This window comes from Achromobacter sp. NCFB-sbj8-Ac1-l (genome assembly GCF_052695805.1).
In genome coordinates this window covers 564551-584114 of sequence record NZ_CP199812.1, presented here as the reverse complement: position 1 = coordinate 584114, position 19564 = coordinate 564551, and the positions used below count along the sequence as shown (strand labels likewise).

16 protein-coding genes are annotated in these 19564 nt (G+C 66.8%); 1 reads left to right on the top strand and 15 read right to left on the bottom strand.

Features of this window, described 5'->3' with window-relative positions; translation table 11 throughout:
* Positions 1–150: 150 nt before the first annotated feature.
* Positions 151–1137: an AraC family transcriptional regulator gene (locus ACUDP5_RS02735; protein WP_445658110.1), complete on the top strand. Its 987-nt coding sequence runs from the start codon at positions 151–153 to the stop codon at positions 1135–1137.
* A 405-nt stretch (positions 1138–1542) separates the two neighbouring features.
* Here the strand turns inward: ACUDP5_RS02735 and ACUDP5_RS02730 are convergent, their stop codons facing one another.
* The 15 genes from ACUDP5_RS02730 to ACUDP5_RS02660 all read right to left on the bottom strand — a co-directional run bounded on the left by ACUDP5_RS02730 (position 1543) and on the right by ACUDP5_RS02660 (position 19560).
* Positions 1543–1947 carry a RidA family protein gene (locus tag ACUDP5_RS02730; protein ID WP_175193439.1) on the bottom strand — a complete coding sequence of 135 codons (405 nt, stop codon included), beginning with the start codon at positions 1945–1947 and terminating at the stop codon, positions 1543–1545.
* 40 nt (positions 1948–1987) lie between these two features.
* Positions 1988–2413 carry an acyl-CoA thioesterase gene (locus tag ACUDP5_RS02725; RefSeq protein ID WP_175218676.1) on the bottom strand — a complete coding sequence of 142 codons (426 nt, stop codon included), beginning with the start codon at positions 2411–2413 and terminating at the stop codon, positions 1988–1990.
* Between the two features lie 30 nt (positions 2414–2443).
* Positions 2444–4084 carry an AMP-binding protein gene (locus ACUDP5_RS02720; protein WP_263914399.1) on the bottom strand — a complete coding sequence of 547 codons (1641 nt, stop codon included), beginning with the start codon at positions 4082–4084 and terminating at the stop codon, positions 2444–2446.
* 63 nt (positions 4085–4147) lie between these two features.
* Positions 4148–5317, bottom strand: coding sequence for an acyl-CoA dehydrogenase family protein (locus tag ACUDP5_RS02715; protein WP_445659121.1), 1170 nt, complete (start codon positions 5315–5317; stop codon positions 4148–4150).
* A gap of 2 nt (positions 5318–5319) precedes the next feature.
* On the bottom strand, positions 5320–6177 hold the full coding sequence (locus ACUDP5_RS02710) for an enoyl-CoA hydratase family protein (RefSeq protein ID WP_445658109.1): 858 nt from the start codon (positions 6175–6177) through the stop codon (positions 5320–5322).
* Positions 6178–6215: 38 nt separating this feature from the next.
* A complete protein-coding gene (locus ACUDP5_RS02705; RefSeq protein WP_445658108.1) occupies positions 6216–7007 on the bottom strand; it encodes an SDR family NAD(P)-dependent oxidoreductase in 792 nt (263 codons plus the stop codon).
* A complete protein-coding gene (locus ACUDP5_RS02700; RefSeq protein ID WP_263914403.1) occupies positions 7004–9355 on the bottom strand; it encodes a bifunctional salicylyl-CoA 5-hydroxylase/oxidoreductase in 2352 nt (783 codons plus the stop codon). The genes ACUDP5_RS02705 and ACUDP5_RS02700 overlap by 4 nt, the downstream gene beginning before the upstream one ends.
* A gap of 1103 nt (positions 9356–10458) precedes the next feature.
* Positions 10459–13035 (bottom strand): EAL domain-containing protein, encoded by a 2577-nt coding sequence (locus tag ACUDP5_RS02695; protein ID WP_263915458.1) that lies wholly within the window; start codon positions 13033–13035, stop codon positions 10459–10461.
* Positions 13036–13075: 40 nt separating this feature from the next.
* Positions 13076–13873, bottom strand: coding sequence for a biofilm regulation diguanylate cyclase SiaD (siaD, locus tag ACUDP5_RS02690; RefSeq protein ID WP_263915459.1), 798 nt, complete (start codon positions 13871–13873; stop codon positions 13076–13078).
* Positions 13870–14247 (bottom strand): biofilm regulation phosphoprotein SiaC, encoded by a 378-nt coding sequence (gene siaC / locus ACUDP5_RS02685; RefSeq protein ID WP_263915460.1) that lies wholly within the window; start codon positions 14245–14247, stop codon positions 13870–13872. Before siaC ends, siaD begins: the two co-directional genes overlap by 4 nt.
* Before the next feature lie 43 nt (positions 14248–14290).
* A complete protein-coding gene (siaB, locus tag ACUDP5_RS02680; RefSeq protein WP_199168715.1) occupies positions 14291–14830 on the bottom strand; it encodes a biofilm regulation protein kinase SiaB in 540 nt (179 codons plus the stop codon).
* Positions 14831–14853: 23 nt separating this feature from the next.
* A complete protein-coding gene (gene siaA, locus ACUDP5_RS02675; RefSeq protein WP_263915462.1) occupies positions 14854–16848 on the bottom strand; it encodes a biofilm regulation protein phosphatase SiaA in 1995 nt (664 codons plus the stop codon).
* Positions 16849–17090: 242 nt separating this feature from the next.
* Positions 17091–17795, bottom strand: a complete 705-nt coding sequence (locus tag ACUDP5_RS02670) for an ABC transporter ATP-binding protein (protein ID WP_025137247.1) — start codon at positions 17793–17795, stop codon at positions 17091–17093.
* Positions 17795–18601, bottom strand: a complete 807-nt coding sequence (locus tag ACUDP5_RS02665) for an ABC transporter ATP-binding protein (RefSeq protein WP_445658107.1) — start codon at positions 18599–18601, stop codon at positions 17795–17797. Before ACUDP5_RS02665 ends, ACUDP5_RS02670 begins: the two co-directional genes overlap by 1 nt.
* Positions 18598–19560, bottom strand: a complete 963-nt coding sequence (locus ACUDP5_RS02660; protein WP_263915466.1) for a branched-chain amino acid ABC transporter permease — start codon at positions 19558–19560, stop codon at positions 18598–18600. The genes ACUDP5_RS02665 and ACUDP5_RS02660 overlap by 4 nt, the downstream gene beginning before the upstream one ends.
* Positions 19561–19564 lie beyond the last annotated feature (4 nt).

The window sequence follows — 19564 nt, the reverse complement described above, 5'->3', positions numbered from 1 at the left end:
GCCTTCCAACAACCCCCAGAGTAGGCCCGCCCGCCGCGCCGCTCTATCCGATTCCGCCCACGCTTATCCGGGATTCACTTAATTCCCACGGCTGGCCGATTGCATTACGCTGGTCGGCCATACGGGAGCGTTCCCGTCCCGGAGACTCCCATGCACGGCTGGTCCCGCATCGAGCTGGCGCCATTGCTCAAAAGGCGCGTGTTCAGTTCCACCCAGGCGGCGGAAACGCGCGAACGCGTATCCGAAGCACTGAAGGAACACCGCCTGACCTGGAAAGGCGGTCGCGTCGACGCCGAACTGAACCGCGGCCGCTTCGGCGCCCTGAGCGTCTGTACGCTGCGCTACGGCGCCGAAGTCCACATCGAACCCGACCGCCTGCAGGACTTCATGCTGGTCCAGGTGCCCCTGCACGGCCGTGCCCGCATCGAATGTGGCGCCGACAGCGTAGACACCCACCCCGACTGCGCCGCCGTCATCGCCCCCAACCGCGCCCTGAAGCTGCACTGGGAAGCCGGCTGCGAACAACTGCTGTTGAAGATCCCCCGCGGCAAACTGGAAACCATCGGCCGCCGCATCTTCGGCGACGCCGCCACCCGCCCCCTGGACTTCACCCCCGCGCTACGCCTGGACACCCCCATCGGCGCTGCCTGGCGCAGCATGGTCACAGGCCTGATCCACCTGCTCCCCACGCTTGACGACGGCGCCCCTCGCCCGCCTGCAGCATGGCTGGAACACCTGGAAGACACGCTGGTACTGCACCTGCTGTACAACCAGCCGAACACCTGGCAAAGCGGCGCGACGCAAGCCCCTGCGCAACCGCGCAGGCTGGCCCAAGCCGAGTCGTACATGAGAAAGAACCTGTCAGCCCCGCTAACGCTGACAGAAATCGCCCGCGGCGCAGGCGCCAGCGCAAGCGCGCTGACCAGGCTATTCCAGGAACATCGCGGCACAACCCCGATGCAAGCGCTGAGAACGCTACGCCTGGACGCGGCACGAGAACGCTTACAGCAAGGCTCCTGCGCAAGCGTGACGGAAGTAGCGGTATCCGTAGGAATCGGACACCTGGGCAGATTCTCGGAGTACTACCGAGAACGCTTTGGCGAGCTGCCACGGGAAACGCTACAGCATCGAGGCTGAATTCCCATCACCCACACGCGAGAGCGTCATCGGCGCCCGCAAGACGCCGCGTAAGCTTCGTAAGGCCGCCCGCGCGGCCGGCACGAAGCGGGCACCGTCCCACCCCGCCCACCCCACCCCGTCGCTGCAAAAAAACGCCAAGCACCCCACCCGCCCCAACACCCACGAGTAATGCACATCATGAGCGCGTGGCGGGGCAGGCGGGGTGAGGGCGGGGCGTGTAGATGCGCCCGAGGGAATCGGAAGGGAGCCGAAGGCGGACGACGATGACGAAGGGGGGGGCCGCCTAGGCAAGTCCGGAGCGAAGGCTCCGGACCGCAATCGTAGCCCCGCCCTCACCCCGCCTGCCCCGTCACGCGCGGCTCAAGAACTCAACCGCAACAAACAAACGAAAACCCCAAAACCCTACCCCGGCACAACAGCCGTAACTTCAATCTCAACCTTAGCCCGATCCTCAACCAGATCAGCCACCTCCACCGCCGTCATAGCCGGAAAATGCCGCCCGATCAGCTCCCGATAATGCTTCCCGATCTCCGGATAAGCCGCCACATAAGCATCCTTGTCGGTCACATACCAAGTCATCCGCACAATATGCTCAGGCTTCGCCCCACCCTCGGCCAAAATCGCAACGATATTGGCCAACGTCTGCCGAACCTGATCAGCCAGGTCATCCGATTCAAACTGCTGCTGCCCGTTCCAGCCGACCTGCCCCCCCACGAACACCAGCTTGCTCCCCACCGTCATCTCGGTCAGGATTCCATTCGAATAGCCTCGCGGCGCCATCCAATCCGGCGGTTGCAGAATCTTCATAACGTCTCATCCTATTATCAAAAAAACAAATGACGCGGAATCACTCCGCGGCGACCAGATAAGCCTGCATCCGTTCACGTAGATCGTCCGGCAGCGGCATCGACTTCATCGTCCGCAGGTCCACCGTCACGATCGTCAGCGTCGCCGACAGCCGCAACTGGCCGTCCGGCCCCTCGAAACGCACCAGCGCCTTGAACGACGCCCCGCCGATACGCTGCACCTGCAGCGTCTGGCGCAGTTGCTCGTGCCAGCGGCTCGGTGCGCTGAAATCGCACGTCACCGACGCCATCGGCGTGCCGATATGGCGATCCACGTGCAGCGCATGGAAAGGCAACCCCATGCCCTTGTCGAACCATTCCTCGACAAAGTCATTGATCATCTCGAAATAGCGAGGATAGAAAACGATGCCCGCCGGATCGCAATGACGAAAGCGGACTTCGACCTGGCTGATGAAAGGGGCTGCCATGGGATTTCCTTGTGATTCCTTAGTGCCGGTTCACGCCATCTTGCGCAGCGCAAAGCGCTGCAGCTTGCCCGTTTCCGTGCGCGGCAAGGCCGACACGAACTCGATGGCGCGGGGATACTTGTACGGTGCGATGCTGGCTTTGACGAACTGCTGCAGTGCCGCCACCATTGCGTCACCGGGCTGGAAGCCGGGCTTGAGCACCACGAACGCCTTCACGAGCTGGCCGCGTTCCTCGTCGGCCGCCCCCACCACCCCGCACTCGGCCACGGCCTCGTGGCGCAGCAGGGCGTCCTCCACCTCGGGACCCGCGATGTTGTAGCCGGCCGACACGATCATGTCGTCGTTGCGGGCCTGGTAGAACAGGTAGCCGTCGTCGTCCTGCAGGAACGTATCGCCCGGCAGGTTCCAGCCCTTTTGCACGAAACGGCGCTGGCGCTCGTCGGCCAGGTAGCGGCAACCGGTGGGGCCCTTGATGGCCAGCCGGCCCACGGTGCCGTTAGGCACCGGGTTCATGTCGTCGTCCACGATCTGCGCGATGTAGCCGGGCACGACGCGGCCGATGGCGCCGCGGCGTACCGATTCGGGCGGGCTGGACACGAACACGTGGATCATCTCCGTGCCGCCGATGCCGTCGATCATCTCGATGCCGCTCGCTTGCTTCCACAGTTGGCGGGTGGCGTCGGGCAGCGCCTCGCCGGCCGACACGCTCTTCTTCAGCGACGACAGGTCGAACTTGCCGACCAGCGCGGCCATCTGGCGATAGAACGTGGGCGCCGTGAACACGATCGTGGCGCGGAAGTCCTGGATCAGCTGCAACAGGCTTTCCGGCGTCAGGCGTTCGGCCAGCACGGTGCTGGCGCCCACGCGCAGCGGAAAGCACAGCAGCCCGCCCAGCCCGAACGTGAAGGCCAGCGGCGGCGTGCCGCAGAAGATGTCGTCCGGGCCCGGCTTGATGACGTGCCTGGGGAACAGGTCGCACATGGCCAGCACGTCGCGGTGAAAGTGCATGCAGCCCTTGGGCGCGCCCGTCGTGCCGCTGGTGAAGGCGATCAGGCAGACGTCATCGGCGGCGGTGTCGCAGGCCGTGAAATCATCCGGCTTGGCCGCGGCCAGCGCGTCCAGCGCATCGGGCGCGGTGTCGTTGAAGTACATGATCTGCGCCAGTTCGGCGCAGTGGTGCTCGTGACCGGGCTGGGCGCAGAACTGGGCCTCTTCCTTCAGGCGTGCATCGCACAGCACCGCCTGGATCTGCGCCTTTTCGATGATCTGCTTGAGTTCCTTGGCACGCAGCAGCGGCATGGTCGGCACGGTGACCAGGCCCGCCTTGATGGCGGCCAGCCAGGCGGCGGCCATCATGGGGTTGTTCGGGCCGCGCAGCAGCAGGCGGTTGCCGGGCACCAGCTTCATGTCTTCGGCCAGCACGCGGGCGATGCGGTTGGTCAGCGCCGCCAGTTCGCGGTAGGTCATGGTGGCCGGCTTGCCGTCCTGGGGCCAGCGCAGCGCGATGCGCTCGCCGTGGCCGCGTTCGACCATGGCGTCCACCAGTTCCACGGCGCAATTGAAGCGCTTGGGATAGGCCACGTCGGGGCCGTCCAGCAGGAATTCTGGCCATTGTTCGCCCGGGGGCAGGTTATCCCGGGCAAAGGTGTCGATGTGGGCGGATACTTCCATGAAATTCCCCTTGCTGCTGCGGTGTGGTTGACTATGCGGAAGGCGGAAGGCTCGATGGCCTCTTTATGCCTTCAGCAGTTCGCGGGCGATGATCAACTTCTGCACTTCGGTGGCGCCTTCGTAGATACGCAGCGCTCTGATTTCCCTGTAAAGCTTCTCCACCGGCATTCCCGACACCACGCCCGCGCCGCCGAACATCTGCAACGCGCGGTCGATCACGGTCTGCGCCGATTCCGTGGCCGTCATCTTGGCCATGGCCGCTTCGCGCGTGGTGCGTACTTTCTGCACGTCGCGCATCCACGCGGCGCGATAGGTCAAAAGCGCCGAGGCGTCGATAGCGGTGGCCATGTCGCCCAGCGCGGCCTGCGTCAGTTGCAGGTCGGCCAGCGTCTGGCCGAACATGCGGCGCGACTTCGAACGCGCCAGGCCTTCGTCCAGCGCGCGGCGGGCAAAGCCCAGCGCGGCGGCGGCTACCGAGGCGCGGAAGATGTCCAGCGTCATCATGGCCAGCTTGAAGCCCTGCCCCGCATCGCCCAGCCGGTGCGACACTGGCACACGGCAGTTGTCGAATGTGATGGTGGCCAGCGGGTGCGGCGCGATCAGCTCGATGCGTTCCGAGACCTCGAAGCCCGGGGTGTCGGCATCCACCACGAAGGCGCTGATGCCGCGTGCACCCGGGGCCTCGCCGGTGCGGGCGAAGACGCAGTAGAAATCGGCGATGCCGCCGTTGGAAATCCAGGTCTTGGCGCCGTTCAGCACATAGGCGTCGCCGTCCAGGCGGGCCTCGCAGGCCAGCGCGGCCACGTCGGAACCGGCATCGGGCTCGGACAGCGCAAAGGCCGCGATGGCCTCGCCGCGGGCCACGCGCGGCAGATAGCGCTGGCGCAGCTCGTCAGAGCCCATCAGCGAAATCGCGCCGCTGCCCAGGCCCTGCATGGCGAAGGCAAAGTCGGCCAGGCCTTCGTGGCGCGCAAAGGTCTCGCGCAGGATGCAGACCGCGCGCGAATCGACTTCCGGCAGCGCGCCGCCCCAGGCGCCGCCCGGGCCGCCGGCCACCGCATAGCGCAGCCAGCCGGCCTGGCCCATGGCCTTGACCAGCTTCTTGCAAGCGGCGTCGGCATCGTGGTGGTCCACGTCGGTCAGCGCGCCCTCGCACCAGGCGTCGACCTCGTGCGCCAACTGGCGATGGGTTTCGTCGAAAAAGGGCCAGTCCAGCCAGCTTGCGTCGCGCATCATCAATTCCCTTCGAAAACGGGCTTTTGCTTGGCCACGAAGGCCTCGTAGGCGCGATGGAAATCGCGCGTCTGCATGCAGATGGCCTGGGCCTGGGCTTCGGCCTCGATGGCCTCGTCCACGCCCATGTTCCATTCCTGGTGCAGCAGCTTCTTGGTCACGCCCTGGGCGAAGGTGGGGCCGGCAGCCAGTTGCGCGGCCAGCTTGGCGGCAGCGTCCATCAGCTCGCCCGATTCGTGCAACGCGTTGAAGAAGCCCCAGCTGGCGCCCTCGTCAGCCGTCATGGCGCGGCCGGTGTACAGCAGTTCAGAGGCGCGACCCTGGCCGATCATGCGCGGCAGCAGCGTGCAGGCGCCCATGTCGGCGCCCGCCAGGCCCACCCGCGTGAACAGGAAGGCGGTGCGCGAGGCCGGCGTGCCCAGGCGCATGTCGGACGCCAGCGCCACCATCGCGCCGGCGCCGGCGCAGATGCCGTCCACCGCCGCCACGATGGGCTGCGGGCAGGCGCGCATGGCCTTGACCAGGTCGCCCGTCATGCGGGTGAAGTCCAGCAGCTCGGGCATGCTCATTTTGGTGAGCGGCCCGATGATCTCGTGCACGTCGCCGCCCGAGCAGAAGTTGCCGCCGGCGCCGGTCACCACCACCACCTTGATGTCGGTCGCGTACACCAGGGCGCGGAACAGATCGCGCAGCTCGGCGTAGGAATCGAAGGTCAGCGGGTTCTTGCGCTCGGGGCGGTTGAGCGTGATGGTGCCAACCTTGCCGTCGGCCGACACCTGCCACAGGAACGTGCGGGCCTGGTAGTCGGCCAGCGGGCGCTTGTGGTGCTTCATGGTGTGCTCTTCGGGCTGGGTGCTCATGGTGTCTCCGTTCATGAATGCTGGGGATGGGGGCCGGCTCAGCCGGTCATCACTTCACCGCCGTCGACGGCGATGGCCTGGCCGTTGATCGCCGCCGACGCCGGCAGGGCCAGCCAGGCGACCGTCTCGGCCACTTCTTCGGGCTGCACCAGGCGGCCCTGCGGGTTGCGCTCGGCCAGCTTGGCGCGCGCGGCTTCCGGCGTCATGCCGGTCTTGTCGACGATATTGGCCACCGCGCCGCGCACGATGTCGGTTTCGGTATAGCCCGGGCAGACGGCGTTGACGGTGACGCCCTTCTGCGCGGTCTCCAGCGCCAGCGAGCGGGTCAGGCCGATGACGCCATGCTTGGCCGCGCAGTAGGCGCTGACGTAGGCGTAGCCGATCAGGCCGGCGGTGCTGGCCACGTTGATGACGCGGCCCCACTTGGCGGCCAGCATGCCGGGCAAGGCGGCCTGGATGCAATGAAACGTGCCGGTCAGATTGACCGCCAGCATCGACTGCCACAGCGCAGCGTCGGTGCGGTCAAAGCGCTGGCTGACGGCCTGGCCGGCGTTGTTGACCAGCACCAGCACGGGGCCGAGTTCGGCCTCGGCCTGGGCAAAGGCCTGGCGGACCGACGCCTCGTCGGCGATGTCCGCGCTGACCGCCTGCACCTGGCCCAGGCCGGCCAGGCTGTCGACGGCGGCTTCCAGCGCACCGCCATCGCGGCCCAGCAGCGTGACGCGGGCGCCGCGCGCCAGCAGCGCGCGGGCGCTGGCCAGGCCGATGCCGCGGGCACCGCCCGTCACCAGGGCGTGGCGGCCTGCCAGGGGTTGGGCGAGCGTACTCATTTGATGTCCAGTTGCGCCATGGCGGCGGCGCGCTCGAAGTTGGTTTCCAGCTGGCGCTTGCCGGCGAAGTACTGGCTGGGCCAGGCCACGTCGCGGTAGCCCACGCGGGCGGATTCGCGCAGCGTCCAGGACGCATCGGCCAGGTGCGGCCGCGCCAGCGCGCACAGGTCGGCGCGACCCGAGGCGATGATGGCGTTGGCGTGGTCGGCCTCGAAGATGGCGCCCACCGCGATGGTGGGAATGCCGGCCTCGTTGCGCACGCGGTCGGCGAACGGGGTCTGGAACATGCGGCCGTAGACGGGCTTTTCTTCCTTGCTGACCTGGCCCGACGAGCAGTCGATCATGTCGGCGCCAGCGGCCTTGAAGTGGCGCGCGATCTCGACCGCATCGTCGGCGGTGATGCCGCCCTCGACCCAGTCGCTGGCCGAGATGCGCACCGACATGGGCTTGTCTTCAGGCCAGACGGCGCGCACGGCGTGGAACACTTCCAGCGGGAAGCGCAGGCGGTTTTCCAGGCTGCCGCCGTAGTCGTCGTCGCGCTGGTTGGTCAGCGGCGAGATGAAGCTGGACAACAGGTAGCCGTGGGCGCAGTGCAGTTCCAGCCAGTCGAAACCGGCAGCCCGGGCGCGGCGGGCGGCGGCCACGAAGTTGTCGCGCACCTGGTCCATGTCGGCGCGCGTCATGGCGCGCGGCGTCTGCGACACGCCATCGATGTAAGGCAAGGCCGACGCCGACAGCAGCGGCCAGTTGCCTTCGGCCAGCGGATGGTCGATCTTCTGCCAGCCCAGCTGGGTGGAACCCTTGCGGCCGGCATGGCCGATCTGCACGCCGATACGGGCATCGCTGTTGCCATGCACGAAGTCGACGATGCGGGCGAAGGCCTGCTGCTGTTCGTCGTTCCACAGCCCCGGGCACCCCGGGGTGATGCGGGCATCGGGCGACACGCAGGTCATTTCGACCATGACCAGCCCGGCGCCGCCCATGGCGCGCGCGCCCAGGTGCACCAGGTGGAAGTCGCCCGGCACGCCGTCGGTGCACGAGTACATGGCCATGGGCGACACCAGGATGCGGTTCTTGAGCCGCACGCCGCGCGCCTGGTAGGGCGTCAGCATGGGCAGCGGCGGCCGCTGGCCGGCCGGCGCCGGGGCGCCGGCATGCTCGGCGATCCAGCGCTCGAAGCCCTCGAGCCAGGCCGGATCGCGCAGCCGCAGGTTTTCGTGCGAGATGCGCTGCGACCGGGTCAGCAGCGAGTAGGCGAATTGTTCGGGTTCGAGTTCCGCATAACGCTCGACGTTCTCGAACCATTCGGTGGAGTTGCGCGCGGCGTTCTGGATTTTCAAGACTTCCACGCTGCGCACGTCTTCGTAGTGCTTGAGCCCGCGCTCGACGCTGCCTTCGGCGCCGCTCAGGCAGCGCGCCAGTTCGATGGCGTCTTCCAGGGCCAGCTTGGTGCCGGAGCCGATGGAGAAGTGGGCGGTATGGGCGGCATCGCCCATCAGCACGACGGGCACGGTGCGCTTGCCGCGGGCGGTTTCAAGCGGGTTCCAATGCACCCAGGTGTTGCAGATGACGCGCGGAAAGCGAATCCAGATGGCCGAGCCGCGCAGGTGCGAGGCGTTGCTGATGAGCGCATTGCCATCCAGCCAGGGCGCGAACAGTTTTTCGCAGTAGGCGATGCCCTCTTCCTGGCTCATCTGTTCGATGCCGGCGGCCTGCCAGGTTTCTTCGGGCGTTTCGACGATGAAGGTCGACATGCCGTCTTCATACCGATAGGCATGGGCCTGGAACCAGCCATGCTCGGTCTGGACGAAGGCAAAGGTGAAGGCGTCGAAGACTTTCTTGGTGCCCAGCCAGACGAAGCGGCAGCGGCGCTGGTCGATGTCGGGATGGAAGGTGTCGGTGTAACGGGTACGGATCTGGCTGTTGATGCCGTCGGACGCGATGACGAGGTCGGCATCGTATTCGCGGGCGATGGCCTGGTCGTCCTGGACGAAGTTTTCGAAGACGAGCTTGACGCCGACGTCTTCGCAACGCGCCTGCAAGATGTTCAACAGCTTTTTGCGGCCGATGCCGATGAACCCATGGCCGCCGCTGCGAATGCTGCGTCCCTTGAAGTGGATGTCGATGTCATCCCAATGATTGAAGGCATCGCCAATGGTCTGGGCGGAGACGGGATCCGCCTCGCGCAGGTTCTGCATGGTGGCATCGGAAAACACGACGCCCCAACCAAAGGTGTCATACGGACGGTTGCGCTCGATGACGGTAACTTCGTTGGCGGGGTCTTGCAGCTTCATGAGCAGACCGAAATACAAGCCGGCGGGACCCCCACCAATGCAGACTATTTTCATTGCCGTAATGCTCCATGAAGGGCGATCTGCGAGTGACGGGATCGCGGCTTTTTAGGTCTTGATAGTTTAGGCTTGAAATATATACCTGGATGGGGAGGATCGCAAATGGGGGAAACGTTTAGTTGAAATGGGGACGGGATGTGGGGTTTTTTTGGGGGGGTGGGTTTGGTTGCTGGCGGGGAGCGGTCTTCGTGGGTCGTCCCTCGCGGCGGTGGCATGCGGGGCGGGCGCCCACGATTGCGGTCCGGAGCGTTCGCTCCGGACTGCCCCGTCGTCATCGTCGTCCAGGCCTTCGGCCTTCCCTTCCGATTCCCTCGGGCGCATCGAGGTTGCCCGCCCCGCATGCCACCGCCGCGAGGGACTACGCGCGTCTTGGATCGTTGCGCTGCTAGACCTGTGGTCAGGGCATGAGATCTACAGGGTCGCCAAGCCGCGGCCGCGCGGGCGGCCACGTTTGGCATTGCGTTGCTGGAATGTGTTGCGGGTGCGCTGCGCGCTGTTGGAGATCGGCTTTCTAGTGGCCCGTCATTCATGTTGGGGGTGGGGCGGTGATGGGCGGCGCGGCAGAGTCCTGCTTGCGCATGCTGACTGTCTCGCGCGCCGCCCATCGGGCGCTGCACATTCATGTTGAACGCCACGGCATCCGCGCCGCTACAGACCACCAGCGATTCTGATGCCATCTGCTTCGCTCACACGCAAGAGCGACATCTTGGCACCACCAACACCACTACCCACACGCGAGAGCGGCATCGGCGCTCGCAAGACGCCGCGTAAGCTTCGTAAGGCCGCCCGCGCGGCCGGCACGAAGCGGGCAACGCACCCTCCTCCATACCCCCTCTGACCGTGGCTACCATGCCAAGCACACTGACCGCCCCAGCGGCCGATGCCAAGCCTCATCTAGAGCGCTGGGCGGGGTGGGTGTGGGGTGGGCGGGGCGTTAGATGCGCCCGAGGGAATCGGAAGGCAGTCGCCGAAGGCGACAACGACGATGACGAAGGGGCAGTCCGGAGCGAAGGCTCCGGACCGCAATCGTAGCCCCGCCCACCCCACACCCACCCCGCCCAGCGCGGCTTAAGAACCAACATCTACACACCAAAAACCGATCACCCCCGCGCCCGCAACCACTCCTCCAAATCTCCCGCCGGCAACGGCGGCGAAAACAAGAACCCTTGTCCTGCTGCACACCCCTGCTCGATCAAGAACCGCCGCTGCTCCTCGTTCTCGATCCCTTCGGCCACCACCGGCAAGCTCAGACTCTCCCCGATTCGAATCACAGCGCTTGTCAGCGCCCGAGCCGCATCGTCGCTCTCCAGCCCCTGAACGAAACTGCGATCCAGCTTCAGCTCATCGACGATCAAGCGCCTCAAATGTCCCAGGCTTGAATAGCCGGTCCCGAAATCGTCCATCGACAGGCGTACGCCCAGGCGGTGGAGTTCGGCGATGGTGCGTAGCGTGCCGGCGGTGGCGTCCAGGACCACGCCTTCCGTGATTTCCAGCATCAGGTCCTGCGCGGCCAGGCCGAACTCGGCCAGGGTCGCCGCGATCATGCGGGGCAGGTTCAGGTTGTGGAAGTTGGTGGCTGACAGGTTCACCGATACCGACGGGACGCGCAGGCCGTTGTGGCGCCATGTCGATAGTTGCGAGCAGGCTTCGCGTACGGCCCAGTCGCCCAGGTCGCCGATCAGGCCGCATTCTTCGGCCAGGGGCACGAAGCGGGCGGGGGAAATGTCGCCCAGCGTGGGGTGGCGCCAGCGGGCCAGCGCCTCGACCCCGTACAGGCTGCCGTTCTTCAGGCCGACCTGGGGCTGGTAGTGCAGCCGCAGCGCGCGGCCTTCCAGGGCGTCGCGCAGGGCGGCTTCCAGGGCCAGGCGTTCCTGGGCCTGGCGGTTCATTTCGGCGCTGAAGAACGAAATGCGGTTGCGGCCCGCTGTCTTGGCCTGGTACATCGCCATGTCCGCGTGGCGCAGCAGCGTATCCATGTCGCGACCGTTTTCCGGGAACACGCTGATGCCGATGCTCACCGACGGGTTCAGCGTGACGCCGCCCACCACGAACGGTTGCGCCAGGGCGACCAGGATGTGTTCCGCGGCGGCGGTCAGGCGGCCGTGCTCGAAATCGGGCATCAGCATCACGAACTCGTCGCCCGACAGGCGGCCGACGATGTCGGTGGCGCGGGCCAGGCGGCGCAGGCGCTGGGCGACGTCGCGCAGCAGTGCGTCGCCGATGGGATGGCCGAGCGTGTCGTTGACCTGTTTGAAGCGGTCCAGATCCAGGAACAGCACCGCCACGCGCTTGCGATCGGGTTCGGCCCGCGCGATGGCCTGCTCGGCCTGGGCCAGCAGCAGATTGCGGTTGGGCAGGCCCGTCAGCTCGTCGTAGAACGCCAGCTGGCGGATGCGGGCGCGCGCTTCTTCGCGTTCCAGCGCCAGCGCGCACAGGTAGACGCAGACGTCCACCAGGCGGTGGTGGAAATCGTCGGGCAGGCGGCGTTCACGGAAATAGAAGCCGAACGTGCCGATCACGCGGCCGTCGCTGGACTTGATGGGCGAGGACCAGCACGCCTTGATGTCTTCCGGCAGCGGCAGGTGGCGGTAGTTGTCCCACAGCGGATCGGTGGCGATGTCCGGCACGATCACCGGGCGGCCCAGGAAGGCGGCGGTGCCGCAAGCACCGGACTGCGGGCCGATGGCTTCGCCGTCCAGGGCGTCGGCGTAGGCCGACGGCAGGCTCGGCGAGGCCAGGGGCCGCAGCTTGCCGGCCTCGTCCACGCGCAGCACCGTGGCCGCGACTTCGGGCGCCAGGCGCTCGACCTCGCGGCACACCATGTTCATCACTTCCACCACCGAAGCCTCGTTCACCATCGCCTGCAGCACCCTTCGCTGCAGCACCTCGTGCACCTTGGTGGGCGTGATGTCGGTCAGCACGTCGACGATGTTGACCAGCGAGCCGCGTTCGTCGAACACGGAATTGGCCATCACCGACACCCACAGCGGCTTGCCGCCGCGGTCGTAGACCAGCACGTCCTTGTGGTAGCCCTCGCGGCAGGCGATGCGGCGGTCGAGCTCTTCGCGGGTGCCGCCGTCGGGGCGCCCGCCGGCCAGCAGTTCGCCCAGCTCCTGGTTCAGCGCGTCGCCGCGGGCAAAGCCCAGCATGCGCTGGAAACCGTCGTTGACGTAGACGATGCGGCCGTCGCGGCCCGAGACGGCCACGGCGTTGCCGGTTTCGTTGATGCCCAGCAGCAGCAGGCGGATTTCTTCCTGGCGCTCGGCGTCGGCGATGGACTTGCGCGAGATGACCGAGATGCGGCGCACCTCGCCCGTGTCGTCGCGCATCGGCAGGTAGGTGGCTTCGATCCAGAGGGATCCGCCGTCCTGCCTGCGGTAACGGCAGGTGCCGGAAAAGAAGTCGCCGCGGCGCAGCCGGGCCCAGATGTTTTCGGCGCTGGCAATGCCTTTGCCTTCGTCCATGCTGTCGCACAGCAGGTCATGGCGCAGGCCGTCGATGTCGCCTTGGGCGTAGCCCATGGCGGCCAGGAAGTTTTCGTTTGCGTTCAGGAGCGAACCGGCCGCGTCGAAATCGAACAGCAGCAGTGCCCGGTCCATCGACGCCAGGTAGTTGTCCACCTGCCACGCGGCGCCTTGCGGGGCCGCGCTTGAACCACCTGGATGAGAATCAAGCATAAGGGGCTCCATACCGGAAGACTGCGATTCCGGGTTCATTTCAGGGCCGGGGGAATCCAAGCGCGACGCGATCGCGTCCGTCCTGCTTGGCCAGGTACAGCGCCTGGTCCGCCCGGCTGAGCGTTTCTGAAAAAGTTTCTCCGAGCTGGTGATACGCCATGCCGATGCTGACGGTCAGGCGCAGCACGTCTGCGCCGACATTGATCGCCAATCCCCGCACCGCGCCCACCAGGCGGTCCATCACGCCCTGCGCCGTTTCCGGCGGGGTCGCGGGCAGCAGCACCAGGAATTCCTCGCCGCCCCAGCGACCGCACAGGTCGTATTCACGCACGCTGTTGCGCATGGCGCCGGCCAGTTCGACCAGGGCGCGGTCGCCGATTTCGTGACCGTAGCGGTCGTTGACCGACTTGAAGTGGTCCACGTCCAGCATGGCGACGACGAAGGCCTGGCCGCCGCGGGCGGCGCGCTGGACTTCCTGCTTGATCATTTCCATCAGCGCGCGCCGGTTCAAGAGACCCGTCAGGGGATCGCGGCTGGAGGTTTCTTCCAGCGCCGCGTTCAGGTCGCGCATCATGCTCTGGTAGTGGTCGGAGATACGGGCGATACGGGCAAGGCGTCGCAACTGCCGGTCGAACTGTTCGCACAGACCCATTTCCCGCTGGTGCGCCATGGACTGGTAGGCGTCGGACAGGTGGGTGACGCGTTCGATCCGCGCCATCTGCTCGGCGGTGTGCCGCCACAGGTCCTGCAATGCGTCACGCAGGGGATGCCCGGCGTAGGCCGGATCCGCCAGCAGGCGGCCGATGCGTTCGTCCAGCTCGGCGTTGCCGGGCTTCATTGGCGGCCGACGACCGAGAACGGGAAGGTGCAGTCTTCCTTGAATTCCTCGGCCAGTTCGCCCACGCGCTCGTTGCGCATGTCGTAGAACCAGGTGACGCTGACGCTGCGGCCCTTGCCGTGGGCGGCTTCCAGCAGGTCGAAGATGTCCATCACCGACTTGATGCTGCTGGTGTTCAGGTACAGCAGTTCAAGTTCCAGGTTCAGCGGCGCATCGCCGCCCTGCAGGTAGGTCTCGACCCACTCGATCACCGGGCCGAACAGCTCGAAGGAATTCTCGGGGTAGGAATCGCCGCGCATCGCCAGCACGCCGGCGGCGAAGTCGGCGGTAATGGCGGGCGTGGACTGGGTCCCGGGAATATTCAGGTCTTTCATCAATCACTCCGAAAAGGGTCTAGGGCGCGCGGAGAGGCGGCGGTCAGATCACGACGCTCAGGCTGAAGAACGCCTTGCCCTCGCCCGCCGCGGGCGTCAGGCTGGCTTCCAGCGGTGCGCCCGCCCGGCGCGCGATGTCGATCAGCCCCAGGCCGGCGCCCGAGGCAACGCCGGGGGTGCGCGGCTTGTGCAGCTGAGCCTTGTATTCGGCTTTCAGGGCCGCCTTGTCCAGCGCGGCCAGTCGCTGGATGCGGTCCACCAGATGGCGGCCGTCTTCGGCCTTGACCAGGTTGCCGGCCGACACCACATAGCGGCTTTCGTCACGGCGGCCGATCACCACGGTGGCGGCGGCATCGGCATCGCCGTTCTGCGCGGCGTACTGGCGGATGTTCTGGATCATCTCGATGTAGACCGAGAACACGTCCATGGCTTCCGCCGGCCGGGCGTGTTCGGCATTCAGGTAGTTCTTCAGCGCATTGCCGATTTCCTCGATCAGGCTACGGGAGATCGGCCCGTTGAAGCACAGCAGGGTGCGGTTCTGGTCGAACCGCTCGCCCAATGCGTAGAGATCGGAGGCATTCATGGGAGTTACCGCCCTGATAACGATTATTCGAAACGGAAAGACAGCAAGGTAATGTCATCGCGCTGCGGCCGTCCGCCTTGATACTGGGCCAAGGCCTCGGAAAAAGCGGCCGCCTGTTCGGTTAACGGCTGCTGCGCGTGTCTCTTGAGCATTTCGGCGAAACGCGTGTTGCCGAAACCGAAGCCGTGCTCGCCGCCCGCCTGGTCCAGGAAGCCGTCGGTGGCCAGGTAGTACGTCCAGCCGGGTTCCATGCGCAGCTCGATGTTCTGGTAAACCCCCGTGCGCTTGTCGCCCAGCGCGCGCTTGCCTCCGGGCACTTCGCGCAGGGTCTGGCCGTCGCTGGCATACAGGCTGATCTTGGCGCCGGCATACCGCAAGCTGCCGGATTCGCGGTCAATATATACCAGGCCCGCGTCCGTATTGGTGGCCAGGGCACGGGGCAGTTGCGCATCCGCAAGCATGGCCCGGATCGCGCTGTCGGTACGCGCCAGGATGCCCGCCGGGTCGGCCGGCCCGGCCTCGGTGATGGCCAGGTCGATGGCCGCGCGGGCCAGCATGGTCATCAGCGCGCCGGGCACGCCGTGGCCGGCGCAGTCCATGATGCCGAGCAGGCAATTGTTGCCATCGGAGCGGAACACATAGAAATCGCCGCCCACCACGTCGCGCGGCTTCCACAGCACGAAGTGATGCGCGCCCAGCGACTGGGTCAGTTGGCGGTCGGGCAGGATGGCGCGCTGGATCAGGCTGGCGTAGTCGATGGAATCGCCGATCTTCTTGTGAGCGGCGGCCATGGCGCGGTTGGCGTCTTCCAGTGCGGAGGTACGTTCGCGCACCTTGGTCTCGAGTTCGGCGGTGTGCTGGCGCACCTTGTCGGCCATTACGCCGAAGGCGCGGCTCAGGTCGCCGATCTCGTCCTGCCCGCCCGGCGGCAGGCGCACGTCGTAGCTGCCGTTGGCGATGGCACGGGCGGACTGCTGCAGGCGGCGCAACGGCCGCAGCATCAGGCGTTCAATGGCATAGCCGAAGCACAGCAGCAGCGCGGCGAACAGCAGCACCAGGCCGATTGCCGCGGGCCACAGCCAGTCGGTATCCAGCACCCGGGCAGCGCCCAGGTCCACCACGGTCAGCACGTGCCAGCGCAATTCGGGCATGTAGGCCACCGACACCAGCTGGCGCACCCCGTCGAGGGTGACCCAGGCGGATTGCACCGATTGCGGGTCGGCCTGGGCGGCGTGCAGGGCCGCGCGCAGTTCGTCGCGGCCGTGCCCGGCGTCCAGCAGGTTGAACACCATGCCGCGGCCGTCCTTGCCGCCGGCCCCGCCCGCGCCCGAGTTGTAGGCGATCAGGGTGGGGTCCATGTGCGCCTGGATCGCGCCATCTTCGTCGACGATGATGGGGGTGACGCCCGGCTGGCCGCTATTGACGAAGTCGCGCAGGAAGCCGCCCACGTCCAGGCCGGCGCCGGTCAGGCCGATGACCTTGTCGCCGTCGCGCACCTGCACGTTGATCCAGACCCGCGTGGTCTTGAGCTTCAGGTCGGGATTGACGTTGATGTTGTAGCGGTTGGGCGACTTGAGCGTGCTGTAGAACCAGCCGTCGTCGGCGGCCTCGCGGCTGAGCGTGTAGCGCGGCGCCTCGGACAGGGGCTGGTCATCGTTGAAGTAATAGTGGCCGGTGGCGGCGCTGGCGATGAAGTAGGCGCGGCCCAGCAGGTCGCGCCGGTACCCATCGGCTTCGCGGAAGAACAGCTCGCGCGCGGCCGGATCGCTTTCATTGCGCAGCCAGCGGCGCGTGACTTCGCTGTCGGCCAGGCGCTGCGACAGCGCCAGTTCGCGCGACACCGGCGCCAGGATGCGCTGGCGGTTCAGTTGAGTGAAATTGTCGGCGAACGCGCGGCCGAAGTGGTCGCGGACCCCGTCCAGCACCTGCCATCCTATCAGCGCGGCCGGCGCCAGAGCGACCAGGCACGCCAGCAACAGCGCCATCAATGATTTTTTGCGCAAACCCCATTTCGCCATGCGAAGTCTTCCTGACAGTCCGGGCCTGTTGAGACGCTGGGCCCTGTTTGAGACGTGACGCATCCACGCGGGATCGCACGGCGCGCTAAGTGTAGAGAACAGCGGGATGAATTGAAACAGGCGTAAACGCGCGAATTTGCCAAAGGTCAGCCTGTTTCGCGCAGGCTGCGCCGATCCGTGCGTTTATTGCGTTTTATATCGAAAGAAAAGCCGCCACCCGCATCGGGGCTGCGGCTTTCGCGCTACACGCCCAGGTAGCGTTCCCACAGGCCGCGGTCGGCGTCCAGCGCGGCGGAGTCACCGTTCCAGACCACCTTGCCGCGTTCCAGGATGACATGGCGGTCAGCCAGGCTGAGCAGGCGTTCGACGTATTTGTCGATCACCAGGATCGTCTGGCCGGCCTGCCGCAGGCGCGCCAGGCAATGCCAGATTTCCTCGCGGATCTTGGGCGCCAGGCCCTCGGTGGCCTCGTCCAGGATCAACAGCCGCGGGTTGGTGACCAGCGCGCGGCCAATGGCCAGCATCTGCTGTTCGCCGCCCGACAGCTGGTTGCCCATGTTGCGGGCGCGTTCGCCCAGGCGTGGAAACAGCTCGAACACGCGTTCGGGTGTCCAGGGTTCGCCAATGGACGGGTTGCGCGCGGCCACGAAGGCCGTCAGGTGTTCGCGCACGGTCAGGTTGGGAAAGCACTGGCGCCCTTCGGGCACGATCGCCATGCCGGTGCGCGCAATGCGGTCGGGGCTCCAGCCGCTGATGTCCTGGCCGGCGAAGCTGATCTTGCCGCCGCGCAGCGGCAGTTGCCCGAACAGCGTGCGCAACAGCGTGGTCTTGCCCATGCCGTTGCGGCCCAGCAAGGTCACCACCTGGCCGGCGCCGATCTGCAGGTCCACGCCGAACAGCACCTGGCTGGCGCCGTAGCCGCTCTGGGCCGATTCAATGCTGAGCATCACGCTGTCTCCTGGCGCGCGGGCGCCGTCTCGTCGTCGCCCAGGTAGGCCTGGCGCACGTCCGGATTGGCGCGGATTTCGTCGGGCGTGCCGGTGGCGATCACCCGGCCATAGACCAGCACCGAAATGCGGTCGGCCAGCCGGAACACGGCCTGCATGTCGTGTTCGACCAGCAGCATCGCGGCGCGGCCGCGCAGGGCTTCGATCAGTTCGGTCAGGCGCAGGGTCTCGTCGGGCCCCATGCCGGCCATGGGTTCGTCCAGCAGCAGCACGCTGGGCCGGGCGGCCAGGGCCAGCGCGAATTCCACCTTGCGCTGCTCGCCGTGCGGCAGCGTGCCGGCGGCGCGGTCCAGCAGGGCCGGGGCGATGGCGCATTCGTGCGCCAGTTCGCGGGCCTGCTCGTACAGGGCCGCTTCGGCGGCGCGCGGCCGCCAGAAACGGAAGCTGCTGCCGGCGTGCGCCTGCACGGCCAGCACCAGGTTGTCCAGCACGCTGGACTGCTTGAAGATGTTGGTGATCTGGTACGAACGCGACAGGCCCGCCGCCACGCGCTGGTGCGCGTTCATGGCCGTGACGTCGCGCCCGCCCACGGCCAGCGTGCCGGAATCGGCCGCCAGCGTGCCCGACAGCAGGTGGATCAGCGTGGACTTGCCGGCGCCGTTGGGCCCGATCAGGGCATGGATCTCGCCCGGGTTCAGCGAGATCGAGACATTGTCGGTGGCCACCAGCGCGCCAAAGCGGCGCACCAGGTTGCTGGCCTGCAAGGCAGGCGTACTGGACTGAGATGGGGATTGGGGTTGACTCATGATCCCGCCTTGCCGGTTGATGCCGCCTTGCCGCCGCCGAACAGCGGACCGAACAGGCCCACCAGGCCGCGCGGCGCGCCGAACACCACGCACAGCAGCAGCACGCCCAGCGGCAGGTGCCAGTATTCGGTCCATTGGCGCAGCACTTCTTCCAGCACCAGCATCACCACCGCACCCGCCACGCCGCCGTAGCGCAGGCCGATGCCGCCCACCAGCACCATGATCAGCAGGTTGGCCGACTGGGTCCAGTGCATGAGGCTGGGCGAGATGAACAGGTTGTGGTTGGCCAGCAGCGCGCCCGCCAGCCCGGCCGCCGCGCCGCTCAACGTGAACGCCGTGAGCTTGATGCGGTAGACGGGATAACCCAGCGATTCCATGCGCGATTCGTTTTCGCGGATGCCTTGCAGCGCCGTGCCGAAGCGCGAGGCCACCACCCGGCCGAACAGCCACATCGCCACCGCGAACAGCGCCAGCACCAGGTAATAGAACGACACGTCGTTGGCCAGGTCGATGCCGGGCAGCGTGGAATAGCCGGGCAGGTTCAGGCCGTCTTCACCGCCATACTGGCGCAGCGAGATGAAGATGTAGAACAGCATCTGGGCAAACGCCAGCGTGATCATGATGAAGTACACACCGCGGGTGCGCAGCGAGATCGCGCCGGTGATGCAGGCCAGCAGGCCGGCCAGCGCCATCGCCACCGGCCAGGACACCAGCGCCGAGGTCACGCCCGACATCGCCAGGATGCCCACCGCGTAGGCGCCTGCGCCGAAAAAGGCCGCGTGGCCCAGCGCCACCATGCCGCCATAGCCCAGGATCAGGTTCAGGCTGGTCGCGGCCAGCGCGTAGATCAGCACGCGGCGCACGAAAGAAATATAGAAGTCCAGGCCCAGCGCCGGCGCCACCAGCGGAAACACCGCCAGCAGGGCCAGCAGGGCCAGGGTCCAGAGAGTCGAAGACATCCGC

Coding starts and splice junctions, on each gene's coding strand:
- ACUDP5_RS02735 (WP_445658110.1), top strand. CDS start 151: ATGCACGGCTGGTCCCGCATCGAGCTGGCGCCATTGCTCAAAAGGCGC.
- ACUDP5_RS02730 (WP_175193439.1), bottom strand. CDS start 1,947: ATGAAGATTCTGCAACCGCCGGATTGGATGGCGCCGCGAGGCTATTCG.
- ACUDP5_RS02725 (WP_175218676.1), bottom strand. CDS start 2,413: ATGGCAGCCCCTTTCATCAGCCAGGTCGAAGTCCGCTTTCGTCATTGC.
- ACUDP5_RS02720 (WP_263914399.1), bottom strand. CDS start 4,084: ATGGAAGTATCCGCCCACATCGACACCTTTGCCCGGGATAACCTGCCC.
- ACUDP5_RS02715 (WP_445659121.1), bottom strand. CDS start 5,317: ATGCGCGACGCAAGCTGGCTGGACTGGCCCTTTTTCGACGAAACCCAT.
- ACUDP5_RS02710 (WP_445658109.1), bottom strand. CDS start 6,177: ATGAGCACCCAGCCCGAAGAGCACACCATGAAGCACCACAAGCGCCCG.
- ACUDP5_RS02705 (WP_445658108.1), bottom strand. CDS start 7,007: ATGAGTACGCTCGCCCAACCCCTGGCAGGCCGCCACGCCCTGGTGACG.
- ACUDP5_RS02700 (WP_263914403.1), bottom strand. CDS start 9,355: ATGAAAATAGTCTGCATTGGTGGGGGTCCCGCCGGCTTGTATTTCGGT.
- ACUDP5_RS02695 (WP_263915458.1), bottom strand. CDS start 13,035: ATGCTTGATTCTCATCCAGGTGGTTCAAGCGCGGCCCCGCAAGGCGCC.
- siaD (WP_263915459.1), bottom strand. CDS start 13,873: ATGAAGCCCGGCAACGCCGAGCTGGACGAACGCATCGGCCGCCTGCTG.
- siaC (WP_263915460.1), bottom strand. CDS start 14,247: ATGAAAGACCTGAATATTCCCGGGACCCAGTCCACGCCCGCCATTACC.
- siaB (WP_199168715.1), bottom strand. CDS start 14,830: ATGAATGCCTCCGATCTCTACGCATTGGGCGAGCGGTTCGACCAGAAC.
- siaA (WP_263915462.1), bottom strand. CDS start 16,848: ATGGCGAAATGGGGTTTGCGCAAAAAATCATTGATGGCGCTGTTGCTG.
- ACUDP5_RS02670 (WP_025137247.1), bottom strand. CDS start 17,795: ATGCTCAGCATTGAATCGGCCCAGAGCGGCTACGGCGCCAGCCAGGTG.
- ACUDP5_RS02665 (WP_445658107.1), bottom strand. CDS start 18,601: ATGAGTCAACCCCAATCCCCATCTCAGTCCAGTACGCCTGCCTTGCAG.
- ACUDP5_RS02660 (WP_263915466.1), bottom strand. CDS start 19,560: ATGTCTTCGACTCTCTGGACCCTGGCCCTGCTGGCCCTGCTGGCGGTG.